Origin of the sequence: Cellulophaga sp. BC115SP (genome assembly GCF_009905545.1) — a bacterium.
GTDB lineage: Bacteria > Bacteroidota > Bacteroidia > Cytophagales > Spirosomataceae > Flectobacillus > Flectobacillus rivi.
This window is the reverse complement of record NZ_JAAALB010000058.1, coordinates 1-12,767: the sequence shown is the minus strand read 5'-3', so window position 1 is coordinate 12,767 and position 12,767 is coordinate 1. Positions and strand designations below refer to the sequence as shown.

Here is a 12,767-nt window from a genome sequence, read left to right as displayed (position 1 = left end):
ATTTGGGAGTTCTGATTGCGGAAACATGTGCTTTTATATTTCCGCAATCAGAAATCCCAAATCCACAATAGTTAGAAAGTCCTAACTCATAATTCTTTTTACTTTAATCTTATTTTTTACCTCTCACCGCACGAGCAATCATATCCCATTTTTCGTCTGGTACTTCGTTCAAGGCCGAAAACTCACCAGCGCCCATCAACCATTCACCACCATCAATCGTAATGACTTCACCATTGATATATGAGGAGAAATCTGACATCAGAAATGCCGCCAAATTAGCCAATTCTTGATGATCACCCACTCGCTTGAGAGGAATACGGCTTGCTGGGTCAAACTTTTTAGCAAGGTCATGTCCCATCGCTTCGGCAGGAAATAGCCTTTCCCATGCTCCTTCTGTTGGAAATGGACCTGGAGCGATGGCATTGAAGCGGATACCATATTTGTAGCCCCATTCAACCGCCAAGGAGCGTGTTAAAGCAAGCACACCTGCTTTGGCTGTCGCTGATGGAACAACATAACCAGAACCAGTCCAAGAATATGTTGTCACAATACTCATGACGGTTCCTTTGATGTTATTTTCTATCCAATATTTACCAAATGCCAAGCTAAAGTTATAAGTACCCTTCAACACAATGTCTACTACCACATCAAAGGCTTTGTGAGTAAGTCGCTCGGTTGGACTAATAAAATTTCCTGCGGCATTATTGACCAAGCCTTCCACACTACCAAAGTGCTCTACTGCTGTTTTAAGAACATTTTCTACCTCGTCGTAGTTACGTGCGTCACAGGCTACTGGAAGGATTTTTCCACCAGTGAGTTCTTCTAATTCTTTGGCTGTGGCTTCCAATACAGGGAGTTTGCGGGAGGCAATAACTACATTTGCTCCTAATTCTAGAAAGTATTTCGACATAGATTTTCCTAGTCCAGTACCTCCTCCTGTCACAACAATGGTCTTACCTTGTAAGGCTCCGTCTCTTAGCATTGGTTGGTTAAACATAGCTATTTTAGTTTAAAGATTTAAAAGCAAAACAGGTGATTAAAATACCTTATGCTATATTTTATCTCTCCTTTATGACTTTATTTTACTATACTTTTTAAAAGTAAAGTTCTATTGTAAAGCAATTTGGGATAAATAAAATTATTATGCAAGCATACTAATTGAGAATTTTTGAAAAAGTTAAAAGAATCAAAGAAGAAAGGATTGAGAAGTTAATTAGGAAGGGTAACGGAGCAGAGAAAATGGAGCAAAACCACAAAAAAAGCCCTGCAATCATTTGCAGGGCTTTTATATAGTGCTCAGAGCACTTTGGGTGGATTATTTACCAGCTACCAAAGTTACGTCCAAGTTGAATACATCGTCGATAGCTTTGTCACCGATTGATTCGAAGAATTTCTTAGAACCATATTTGATGTTGAAATCTGTACGGTCAACTGGGATTTTAGCAGTTGCAGTTACTTTACCAGCAGCAGAAGTAATTGTAGCAGGGAAAGTGATAGATTTAGTGATACCGTGCAAAGTCAAATCACCAGTGATGTTTGAACCAGCAACTTTAGTGATTTTGAAAGTAGCAGTTGGGAATTTTTCTACTTCAAAGAAATCACCTGTAGTGATGTGGCTGATGAATTTTTGGTTGTAACCAGCGTCAGTGATGTCAGTACAAACGATAGATTTCATATCGATTGTGAAAGTACCACCTGTTACTTTACCTTTAGCTACTGAAAGGTTACCGTTGCTGATGTTGATAAATCCTTCGTGCTGACCAGTTACTTTTTTAGCCAACCAGTGGATTTTAGAACCTTTAGTATCTACTGCCAAACCTTCAGCAGCTTTTTTAGGAGCGTTACCAGCGATAGCTGAACTCAATACTGTTGCAGATACAAATAAACTTGCGATGAACTTAATTGCTTTCATTTGATTGAAAAATAATTTTAGTGAATATGAATAATAAGGAGTTTTTAATACAATTCAGAAAATACCAATTATTCAGCTGAGCCTCTGAGTTTGTCTAAAAGATGGCTTAGTGTGAGGGCTTCTTCAGGACTTAGCTTGTGAAGTGCCGTTTCCCATTCTGATTGTTGGTTATCTAGTTCTGCCAACAAGTCCAAACCTTTGTCTGTGATGATAACATCTACTTGACGACGGTCGTGTGGACACTCTTTACGGATTACTAAATCTTTCAGAATAAGCTTATCAACTAATCTTGAGGCATTTGACATTTTATCGAGCATACGCTCAATAATTCCGCATACTGTAATAGGATTTGGATGCTGCCCTCTCAGAATTCTCAAAACATTATATTGCTGCAACGTTACATCATAACGTTTCAGTAAATCACTCTGTAATGTACAAAGCCAGTTGTTTGTGAACATAATATTCACAACGGCCTTAGTGTAAGGTGATTTGAATGCTTTTTGCTGTATGTCTTGTTCGATACTCATAATTTGATGATACAAATTTAATGTAAAAACATTTGATGTCAATACATTAAAATGTTAATTTTTTGTTAATGTTAATTAGTAGTCTGAAAATCAATGGTTTGTGCTTTGTGGAATTTCCTTAATTAAATAAAATATAGAGATTTTGTTAACAAGTTTTACTAAAATCGTTATTGAATCGATCAAAGATGATGCATATCTATCGCTCATTGTCTATGACTTCGGCTGATTATGAAGCATCTTCTTGGAGTTTTTGAAGCAGTGTATCCAATTGTTCAAGTTCGGATTGGCTCATTTGAATACTTTGAGACTCCCAAACCTCAATCAGCTCATTGAGCTCATGGGTTACTTGTAAACCTTCTTCCGTAATAAGTACCTCTACCACTCTTCTGTCATTAGGGGATTTTTTTCTTTCGACAAATCCTTTTTGCTCAAGTTTATCTACCAATCTCGAAACATTTGACATTTGATCTCTCATACTGTCGATAATCGTGTTGATACAGAGTGGGGTAGGATGAGAAAGTTGCAAAATTTTGAGAACACTATATTGCTGCTCGCTAAGAGAATAGGGTTTTATAATCTGACTAAATTCAGACACTAACCAGTTGTTGGTAAACATGATATTTACGGTTAGTTTCTGATAAGGATTAGCAAAAGATTTTTGCTTTATATCTTTTTCAATGGACATAATTTTAAATTTAATGTGTACAGACCTAGATTTGCGAAGATTATAATGATACAAGGTTTTAACAAGAGTAACGAATACTCTTCCGATAATGTCCATTAATGTGGATTTTGTACAATTATAAATGGTATCTTTTCTGCAAGAAGCCAGAGCTTTACATCAAGTTAAGAGAAGTATTAAAAGGAGGTGGTTAATTGTTTGCAAATATACTCAATTATCGGAAGGGCACGATTTCTGGTGCCGAAATATCAAAGTCTTTGAGGCGATAATTGTATGTATCACTAAAAGAGGCATTGAGCACTCCAATATTGGGCAAGTTGGGGAAATAGGTAAACTTGAGTTGGAAAGTATTAAATGTCAGATTTTCGTTTCGTAATCTTACTCCCAAACCTATCCCCGTGTAGGGATATTTGGTAAATAAAAATTGATTTCTTGGTGTTACAAAAGCCATATCTAGCTGAAAAAATGGCGCTAAGCGAAAGCCGACAAAGTTGACTTTCGAAAACCAAACGGCTTGGTAGCCTAGGGCTAGTTTTTTACTACCCCAAAGTTGATCGCTATTGATGCCTAAAATACCATTTTCACCATTGATATTGAGATATTCACCCGTATAGCGTTGTACGCCAAAGGCATATTTGAGATTGATAAAATGACGTAATTTGGCTTTAGGGAGCGTATATAACCTCGAAAAATAATTAGATTCGATACTTACCCCTGCCGTACCATTGGTGTAGGCACCTGCATTGAGTAAAGCATACAAATAGCCTGAATTGTTGAGATACTGTCCTCTTGCCAGTTTGATTCCCGAATAAAAGCGACTGCCAAAAGCGTCCGAATATTCTTTTCCCGCCACAAAAGTAGCCAGATAACCGTAGGGAACGTCTTCAGTAATCCCGAAGCCATAAATCAAAAAATCCCGTTTGTAGCGTCTATTTGAAAAGCCAATACCAACTAAATATTGTTCTTGGTTACGAAAAAGCTGGTTGGTGTCAGCTGTTACAACGGGGCGCTGGGTATAATTGATACTGGTAAATCTTAGTCCAACAATAAAGCGGGTACGAGCTTGATTTTCAGGACTTAAAAAAGGAAGTTTGTAAGAACGAGCTAGCCAAAAATCTACATAATTTCTCACTGTTGGAAAATACAACGGTAATGTGTCATTTTGCATGAGTGTGCGTGCATCATATCCTCTTGTAGTCACGCGCAAATCACGGTCATGACTCATTTCAAAGCCTCCTGCCATTTTCATTTCTGGCGTTAGAAATGGTCTAAAAAAACGCAAAGCATAGCGATTGGTTTGTCTACGAAACGACAAATCCAATTGCCCAGTAATAAAGGAGCGGCCAATATACGGAATAGTATAAGTGGTGGCGTATTCGAGTTTGGGTGATTCTTTTTGATTGATATAAAAGGTGTTTCTCCAAGAATGACCTAGTCCTCGAAAGTTTACTTGGTTGATACTCAAATCATAACGATCAAAACCTCCAAAATTGACATCAGGAATCAATGACCAAATATCTTGCGTGATGACCAACAAATCCACCAAGTTGGGATATTGTTCATCAGGTACTACCAAAATACGAGCATCGTGCAAAATAGTACTATTACGCATCACACGCTCGTTGTCACGAAGTCGGTCGGCATCGATGATATCGCCCGTGTGGAATAATAGGAAGGATTTTCGGATGATACTCTCTCGGGTATTGGTGTGTAGAGCGCTAAAAAACTTTTCAAAACCCTGCGCTTTGCGGGCGGTATCATTGACACTTTCGCCAAAAACACGAAGGGTTTTGACATAAATTTTACGCACAACTCTGCCCTCAAACTCCTGAAAGGGATTTTCGTCAATTTTCACAACCTCCTGACCCGCTGAGTTTTGATTATACACATCCTTGAAGAGCGCATGATAAATTTCGTTGAGAACCCGATTTTTTGAAAACCGTTTTTTCAAATTAGAGTAAAGCAAACTATCTTCTTTATTTTTCTTTACTTGATAATCTTCAGGAATAAAGGCTTGAGTGGAATCTTTTTGTTGGGCGTGGGCAGATATTGGCGTAAATAATAGCCAAAAGGTCATTGTAACCAGTGCGACAATTTCACTCAGGCTCATGTTCCTACAAGGTTTTGTGGGTATAATTGGCTTATTTTGTAGAAATTTGCATATCATATCTAAACAAAAATACGAAAACTCTCAGAATGCTAACATTAAATTATCCACTTGTTTTAGCTTCAAATTCGCCACGTCGACAACAATTACTTAAAGATGCGGGCTTTGAATTTAGTGTCAAGGTAAAACCAACAGATGAGGATTTTCCTGATACGATGCCTGCGCCTGAAGTTCCTGTATTTTTGGCAAAAAAGAAAGCGTTGGCATTTCAGCACGAAATCGAAAATCAAATTATACTAACGGCTGACACAATTGTAGTAGTCGATGGTTTGATTTTGAATAAACCACAAGACAAAGCGGAGGCCAAGTGGATGTTACAAAAACTTTCGGGACGTAAACACCAAGTAATTACAGGGGTTTGTGTGATGACCAAAGATTCCATGGAAAGTTACAGCGATACGACAGACGTATTTTTCAGAGAATTAACGGACGCTGAAATTGATTATTATATTGAAAACTGCAAACCTTTCGACAAGGCGGGAAGCTATGGCGTACAAGATTTTGTAGGAATGGTGGGTATTCCTCGCATCGAAGGGTCATATTTTACAGTCATGGGCTTACCTGTACATCTCGTGTACGATGCGCTCAAGAAATTTAGTGAATTGTGAATGAGTAAAAGGAAATAAAATTCACTATTCACAACTCACTCAACTACTCAATTACCAATAGAACACATGCTTCATTCAAGAAATAAACATCAAGAAAGATATGATATGGAGGCACTTATGAAGGTGTCGCCAGAGTTAAAGCCTTTTGTCTTTATTAACCAATACGGTAGTCAAACCATTGATTTTGCCAATCCTGCTGCAGTAAAGTTGTTGAATAAAGCTATTCTAAAAGCTTTTTACAAAATCGAATATTGGGATATACCATTGCATTATCTGTGTCCACCGATTCCAGGACGTGCAGATTATTTGCATTACACCGCCGATTTATTGGCAGAATGCAACAATGGTCAAATTCCTAGAGGTAAGGATATCAGAATTTTTGATGTTGGGGTAGGAGCTAACTGCGTTTATCCTATCATTGGTCATGCCGAATATGGCTGGCGTTTTGTGGGTTCGGAGGTAGATAAAACTGCTATGAAATCGGCACAGAACATTGTTATTACCAATTCGAATCTTAAAAACAATGTAGATGTTCGTTTACAAAATCGCCCCGACCAGATTCTTGAAGGTATTATCCGTACCCAAGAGTTATTCGATTTAGTGATTTGTAATCCTCCCTTCCACGCTTCCGCTGAAGAAGCATCGGCAAGCTCTATTCGTAAGCAACAGAATCTTACGGGCAAAAAAGTACAAAATGCTTCACTCAACTTTGGTGGACAAAGTCGTGAATTGTGGTGTGAAGGTGGTGAACTGAAGTTTATTTGGCAAATGATTCAAGAAAGTAAAGTTTTTGCAAAAAACTGCCTTTGGTTTTCTTCTTTGGTTTCGAAAAAGGATAATCTAAAAAGTTTATACAAAGCTCTTGATAAAACAGATGTTACCAATTATCGCATTATTGAAATGTCGCATGGACAAAAAATAAGCCGTATTTTGGTTTGGACGTATTTTTCTGAAGAAGAAAGAAAAGCTTGGGCAAAAGCTAGATTTGTGAATAAGTAAAATAAACTTAACCGTAGAGACGCAATGCTTTGCGCCTAAAAAGGTTTCATTCTGAAGTTTAGTATCAAACATGAGTCCATTCCTAATTTTAAGATTGGGATTATTCTCCAAGTTTTCATCAAAAAGCGGTTGGAAAATATTTTCCAACCGCTTTTTGGTACTACCATGCTAGATATGACTCGGATTAAGACGCAATTATTGCGTCTCTATTGCTAGAATACAAATTTTAAAATAATCACTCATTCACAACTCACTAAATCACTAAATTTGGGATGACTCATATTTATGATTTCAAAATTCGAGAAACCTTTTGATAAACCCCAATACCCTATTTCAAAAAAATAACTTTAAGACTAGGTGTATATCAATACTTTGTGTACTTCACATATAGAGGAGAAAATCTCCTTACCTTTATGAAGTTCCATTTTTCTTTATCTCAAACTTATTTCATTTATTATGTTCAAAAAACTATTTGCACTAAGCTTTTTGCTTAGTATCTCCCTTATGGGCTTGGCTCAAACACCAAAGCCTCTTTCAAAAGAAGATAGTCTCCTCAAAGTTTACCGAAAAATTGCTGATACTGGCGATGCCATCGAGCTGAAAAAAGTAGATACTGAAATTGCTCGTTTGCTAAAATCCTCCGAAGAAAAGGATTTTACTTTTGCCGTTCGTGTAGCCTATTCTATTAAACAAAGCTCTTTGGCTGATTCTATTAACAAGTTGGCTGTTCAGAAATTCCCAACAGGAAAAGCGGCGTTAAACGCAGCATATAGCTTGGTCATTCAAGCACCACAGGAAATAAAAGCCAAGTTGGATGCTTATGAAACATTTCTGAAGAAGTTTCCAGAACCTGCTGAAAAGTCTGATATTGTTTATGACTACGCACGTTCTGAAATTGCTTCTACTTATGCCAAAGCAGGCGATGCCGTAAATAATGCTTTGTGGCTGTCCAAAATAAAAACTCAATCTTATAAAGGGATCGCTCAGGCTTCTAACTCGCAAATGTTTTTGCAAAAAGGCGATTTTGCAACGGCTGAAAAATTGGCATTTGAAGGACTTCAAAATACTAAAGCTTCTTTGGAAAATAATCCCAACCCGAATGCCAAAGGTGATTATTACTATTACTTACAAAACTATGCAGGTTTGTTGTATAAAGTCAAAAAGTATGATGAAGCACTGAAATACATCAACGAACTTCGTAGTAATCTTGAAGGAAATAAGGTAAACCAAACCAATGAGATTTATGCGCTTATCTTGACAGGAACTGGCAAAGGTAAAGAAGCTTTACCAATGCTAGCTGAACTTGTAAAGACAGGTAAGGGTAGCAATGAGGTTGCTGCGGCGATAAAAGAAGCCTATATTCAAACCAATGGAAAAAGTGATGGTTTTGAAAAATACTTGAGTTCATTGCATACCGACATGAAAAAAAGTATTCAAGCAAAATTGGCAAAAGAATTGATTTCTCAACCAGCGCCTGCATTTTCGCTTGTGGACTTGGAAGGCAATAAAGTATCATTGGCTGAACTAAAAGGTAAAGTAGTTATCTTGGATTTTTGGGCTACTTGGTGTGGACCTTGCAAAAAGTCATTTCCTGCTATGCAAAAGGCATTAGATAAATACAAAGCAGATCCAAACGTGCGCTTTTTGTTTATTGATACTTGGGAACGTATTCCTGAACCTAAAAAAGCAGTTCAATCATTTATTACAGAAAATAAATATACATTCTCTGTATTGCTTGACGATAAAAACACGAAAGTGGTGGACAAGTTTGGTATCGTAGGTATTCCAACGAAATTTATCATTGATGGAAAAGGAAACATCCGTTACAAATTGATTGGTTTTGAGGGTTCTGACGAAGCTGCTGTAGAAGAAATTTCTTATATGATTGAAAGTGTAAGATTATAATTTTATTCTTTCAAGTTTACAATTCAAACTGGTTCAAGTCTTAGACTTGGACCAGTTTTTTTATATAGTTTTCAAACTATAAATCAATCTGTAGCACTGAGAAATTTTAAGTTTTTAAATATCCAAGTCATAGTCCTTGAGAAAAAGTAAGTCCAAGCCGTAGACTTGAGCTAGTAGGTAGACTTGCAAAATCAGGATATATCTGTCTTTGCTCTGTATTTTATTGTACTTAACTAAGAAAGCCTCTATCTTCGTACTTCCATTAACCAAGTTTATAAACATTTTATGAAAAAATTATCTCTTCTGCTTGCCCTACTTTGGGCGAGTTGCTATCCTATTATTGGTCAGGCTGTAACAACTGACCCTCTTCTGCCAACAGGCGATAAAGAAGTAACACTTATTTTTGACCTAAAACAATCCAAAGACTCGCGCACGAAAGGATTATTAGGAAAAACCTCCGATGTATATCTTTGGTCTGGTGCTGGGACTACAGCCACAGGCAATGCCTTTGAGTATGTTCCTACGGGTCAGAGTAACTTTGCTGAACCTTTTACTAATGGAAAAATGACCTCATTGGGCAATGATGTTTGGAGTATCAAAATTACTCCTCGAACATTCTATAATGTGCCTACTAGTAAGTCTATTAAAAGACTCGGGGTTTTGTTGAAAAATGGAAATGGTACGGCTCAAACGGAGGACTTTTTTGTTACTATGTACGATGCCGCTTTTAGTCTAGCGTTTTTGTCACCAACCGAGAGTACCATCGTGTTAAAGTCTGGACAAGACTTACCCATTAGCTTAAAAGCATCTGCTAAAGCTATTTTTTCAGCTGAAATAAGTGTTGGAAATACATTGATAAACAACTCAATTCTTAATTTTTCAACAGATAGTACAGATACTTTTACAACCACAATACCTTATAATTCATTGGCTAAACTAATCAATGATAAATCTTCCACTATTACGATGAAAGTTCAGGCAAAAGCAAAGTTAGGAACAGCTACCGCACAATTGGCGGTATTGGTACCACCTCAGATTACTACAGCCGAAGTACCAGCTGGATGGAAAGATGGCATCAACTATTTGTCTGAAACCAGTGTCGGTTTAGTACTATATGCACCCAACAAAGATTTTGTTCATGTGATAGGAGATTTTAATAATTGGGAAACCAATAACAACTATTTGTTGAAAAGAAATACTTCTGCTGAACGCTATTGGATACAGTTAGATGGTATCGAAAAAGGGAAAGAATATGCTTTTCAGTATTTGATTAATGGAACTTTGGCTGTGGCAGACCCTTACGCTGAAAAAATTATTGATCCCAGTAATGACCAATATATCCCGTCGGCAACGTATCCTAATTTGAAGACTCTACCTTCGAGCGTAAAAACAATTGCCTCGGTATTTCAGACTGGACAAGCGGCTTATGTTTGGAAAAATACTGCTTTCAAACGCCCAGCTAAAGAAGATTTAGTAGTGTATGAATTACATGTGAGGGATTTTGTAGCCAATAAAAACTATCAAGCAGTAATTGATACGTTGTCGTATCTCAAGAAGCTTGGTGTGAATGCCATTGAGTTAATGCCAGTGCAGGAATTTACAGGAAATGATTCTTGGGGCTACAACCCAATTTTCTATTTTGCCCCAGACAAGGCTTATGGTACAAAGGACGATTTGAAACGTTTCATCGACAAATGCCATGAATTGGGTATTGCGGTGCTGATGGATATGGTATTTAACCAAGCTGACTATGAGTTTCCTTATGTAAAAATGTATTGGGACGGCTCAAAACCTTCGGCAGATTCTCCGATGTTTAACCAAACTGACCGACATCCATTTGGCGTATTTTTTGACTTTAATCATGAAAGTTTAGCCACCAAAGCCTACGTAAATCGAGCGAATGCTTTTTGGTTGCAAGAATATAAAATTGATGGTTTTAGATTTGACTTAGCTAAAGGTTTTACCCAAAAGCAGACCTCCAACGATGCACAATTTAGACTTTATGATCAATCTAGAGTTGATATTTGGAAAGGATACTACGACAATATTCGCAAGGTAGATGCTTCTGCCTTCGTGATTTTGGAGCTTTTTTCTGAGGATTTAGAAGAAAGAACTTTCACCAATATGGGCATGATGGTTTGGGGAAATCATAACTACGATTTTAGAGGTATGATGAAAGGTGAAACCGTCGATTTGACACGTCTTTCTTATCAATCGAGAGGAATGACTACACCGGGTGTAGTGAGTTATATGGAAAGCCATGACGAAGAGCGTTTGATTTATGATGCCTTACAAAATGGAAAAACAGCCAACTCTTACTCAACTAGAGATTTAGCGACAGCCTTAGAACGTGAAAAAGCAAATGTGGCGGTATTTATGGCGGTTCCCGGTCCAAAAATGATTTGGCAATTTGGAGAGCTAGGCTATGACGTAAATATTGACTTCAATGGTCGTACTGGACAAAAACCTTTGAAGTGGGAATACCTTACTGATGCTCGTCGTTTGAAATTATACAAAGCCTATGCCGCCATGGTTCAGTTGAAAACCTCGCAATCAATATTTAAAACTACAGATTTTAGTATCGACTTGACAGGTATGCAGAAAAAAGTGACGCTTCGTTCAAGCGATAACACAGTTTTGGTCGTGGGTAATTTTGATATTCAAGCAAAAGGTATGACTCGTCTTTTCCCATCTACAGGTAAATGGTATGATTATTTTACAGGAAGTAGTATCGATGTAGGTGATTTAGATTTGCCTTTATTCCTAGAACCAGGGGAGTTTCATATCTTTTCAACAAAGCCATTCCCAAAACCTGAAGCCGATATTGTTCCTTGGAAAGTACCTTCGGCTTTAGTGATTACAGGAATCGAAGAGGAGGCTACGGCTGTGAAATTATTCCCTAATCCAGCTACAAACATGGTACGCTTGTCGGTTCCAACTTTCAGAAAAGGAGATACACATTACGAAATGTACGATTTTTATGGAAAAATGGTAAAACAAGGAAAAGTAGAAGAGACAAACACAGATATTTCTATCACCGACCTAAAAGAAGGACTGTATTTGATTCATATCCAAGACGCACAACGCAATCAGGTGCTAAAAATGATTAAACAATAGTTCGATTGGGGATTTGGGATGTTGGATTTTGGAATTTATGGATAATCATCCAAAATTTCCTATCAGTTCTATTTTGTATTGATAATAAAATTGCTGTAGCGACAACCGCAATGGTTGCCACTACAGCATAATGATAAGAATGCTTTTGAGTAAAATGAAATCCAACGTACAGCTCCAATTAAGGATTTTTTGATTTCGGAAATATTGAAAATACGTTTTTTCTAAAATAATGCTCAAAAGCGTATGTTATAATTCCGAAATCAAACATCCGATATCTGAAATGCAAACAGGGCTTTGAGTCTAAGAATAGGTTCCCTATATTTGTTACTATTCATCTTAACTAAACTATGAAACTATGAGTGCAGATACCACTAAAATCATTCTTTGGATTCTCAGTATTCTTTATGGGATATTGATTGTTGGGTCATTCTTTCCGATTATGATGAGCCCTTTTTTGTTTGATGCAGGCGCCACTAAAGGGCGTTGGGTAACTTTTTTCTCTATTGTTGCTTTCCCAATTCTAGCTTTGATTTCGATTATTGCGGCTTGGTGGTTGTTTCGACATGGGCATTATTCAGCAGCTAAATGGGTCTTTACTTTACCTGCTTTGAGCATCATAGGTTTTTTTGTAGGATTTTCGATGCCCTAGTTTTAACGATGCTTGTTCCAGAAAAATAGTATACCAGAGCGATAGGATTTGATTTATGTTCTCATAAATATCGACTGCTTATTCCACTTAGCGGGTGAATTTATTCATCCCTAACGAAAGAGTTTAATTAGGCTTCCCTTGAAAATTACTTTTTCCTGCGAAGGCCTACAAAAAATCCACTCAAATACGGGTGGATTTTTT

Annotated in this window: 10 protein-coding genes; 5 read left to right on the top strand and 5 right to left on the bottom strand. The window is 37.3% G+C overall.

Features of this window, described 5'->3' with window-relative positions; genetic code table 11:
• Nucleotides 1-109: 109 nt before the first annotated feature.
• The 5 genes from GVN22_RS24305 to GVN22_RS24285 form a co-directional block, all read right to left on the bottom strand.
• Nucleotides 110-997, bottom strand: coding sequence for an SDR family oxidoreductase (locus GVN22_RS24305; RefSeq protein WP_205691027.1), 888 nt, complete (start codon nt 995-997; stop codon nt 110-112).
• Nucleotides 998-1,315: 318 nt separating this feature from the next.
• Nucleotides 1,316-1,912, bottom strand: coding sequence for a YceI family protein (locus GVN22_RS24300; protein WP_166553603.1), 597 nt, complete (start codon nt 1,910-1,912; stop codon nt 1,316-1,318).
• Nucleotides 1,913-1,980: 68 nt separating this feature from the next.
• Nucleotides 1,981-2,439 carry a MarR family winged helix-turn-helix transcriptional regulator gene (locus GVN22_RS24295; RefSeq protein ID WP_166553602.1) on the bottom strand — a complete coding sequence of 153 codons (459 nt, stop codon included), beginning with the start codon at nt 2,437-2,439 and terminating at the stop codon, nt 1,981-1,983.
• Nucleotides 2,440-2,665: 226 nt separating this feature from the next.
• Entirely contained in the window at nt 2,666-3,124 is a 459-nt protein-coding gene (locus tag GVN22_RS24290) for a MarR family winged helix-turn-helix transcriptional regulator (RefSeq protein WP_166553601.1), read from the bottom strand.
• 211 nt (nt 3,125-3,335) lie between these two features.
• Nucleotides 3,336-5,231, bottom strand: a complete 1,896-nt coding sequence (locus GVN22_RS24285) for a hypothetical protein (RefSeq protein ID WP_166553600.1) — start codon at nt 5,229-5,231, stop codon at nt 3,336-3,338.
• A gap of 86 nt (nt 5,232-5,317) precedes the next feature.
• Between GVN22_RS24285 and GVN22_RS24280 the strand changes: the two genes are divergently transcribed.
• The 5 genes from GVN22_RS24280 (at nt 5,318) to GVN22_RS24260 (ending at nt 12,566) form a co-directional block, all read left to right on the top strand.
• Nucleotides 5,318-5,896, top strand: coding sequence for a nucleoside triphosphate pyrophosphatase (locus GVN22_RS24280; protein ID WP_166553599.1), 579 nt, complete (start codon nt 5,318-5,320; stop codon nt 5,894-5,896).
• A 66-nt stretch (nt 5,897-5,962) separates the two neighbouring features.
• Complete coding sequence (rlmF, locus tag GVN22_RS24275) at nt 5,963-6,895, top strand: 23S rRNA (adenine(1618)-N(6))-methyltransferase RlmF (protein ID WP_166553598.1); 933 nt, start codon at nt 5,963-5,965, stop codon at nt 6,893-6,895.
• A 456-nt stretch (nt 6,896-7,351) separates the two neighbouring features.
• A complete protein-coding gene (locus GVN22_RS24270; protein WP_166553597.1) occupies nt 7,352-8,800 on the top strand; it encodes a TlpA disulfide reductase family protein in 1,449 nt (482 codons plus the stop codon).
• A 285-nt stretch (nt 8,801-9,085) separates the two neighbouring features.
• The gene (locus GVN22_RS24265) at nt 9,086-11,917 is read left to right on the top strand and encodes an alpha-amylase family glycosyl hydrolase (RefSeq protein WP_166553596.1); all 2,832 of its coding nucleotides are present in this window, start codon (nt 9,086-9,088) and stop codon (nt 11,915-11,917) included.
• A 355-nt stretch (nt 11,918-12,272) separates the two neighbouring features.
• The gene (locus tag GVN22_RS24260) at nt 12,273-12,566 is read left to right on the top strand and encodes a hypothetical protein (RefSeq protein WP_166553595.1); all 294 of its coding nucleotides are present in this window, start codon (nt 12,273-12,275) and stop codon (nt 12,564-12,566) included.
• The last annotated feature ends 201 nt before the right edge of the window (nt 12,567-12,767 follow it).

Bases quoted from the DNA above. Each gene is read 5' to 3' on its own strand.
- GVN22_RS24305 (WP_205691027.1), bottom strand. From the start codon at position 997: ATGTTTAACCAACCAATGCTAAGAGACGGAGCCTTACAAGGTAAGACC.
- GVN22_RS24300 (WP_166553603.1), bottom strand. From the start codon at position 1,912: ATGAAAGCAATTAAGTTCATCGCAAGTTTATTTGTATCTGCAACAGTA.
- GVN22_RS24295 (WP_166553602.1), bottom strand. From the start codon at position 2,439: ATGAGTATCGAACAAGACATACAGCAAAAAGCATTCAAATCACCTTAC.
- GVN22_RS24290 (WP_166553601.1), bottom strand. From the start codon at position 3,124: ATGTCCATTGAAAAAGATATAAAGCAAAAATCTTTTGCTAATCCTTAT.
- GVN22_RS24285 (WP_166553600.1), bottom strand. From the start codon at position 5,231: ATGAGCCTGAGTGAAATTGTCGCACTGGTTACAATGACCTTTTGGCTA.
- GVN22_RS24280 (WP_166553599.1), top strand. From the start codon at position 5,318: ATGCTAACATTAAATTATCCACTTGTTTTAGCTTCAAATTCGCCACGT.
- rlmF (WP_166553598.1), top strand. From the start codon at position 5,963: ATGCTTCATTCAAGAAATAAACATCAAGAAAGATATGATATGGAGGCA.
- GVN22_RS24270 (WP_166553597.1), top strand. From the start codon at position 7,352: ATGTTCAAAAAACTATTTGCACTAAGCTTTTTGCTTAGTATCTCCCTT.
- GVN22_RS24265 (WP_166553596.1), top strand. From the start codon at position 9,086: ATGAAAAAATTATCTCTTCTGCTTGCCCTACTTTGGGCGAGTTGCTAT.
- GVN22_RS24260 (WP_166553595.1), top strand. From the start codon at position 12,273: ATGAGTGCAGATACCACTAAAATCATTCTTTGGATTCTCAGTATTCTT.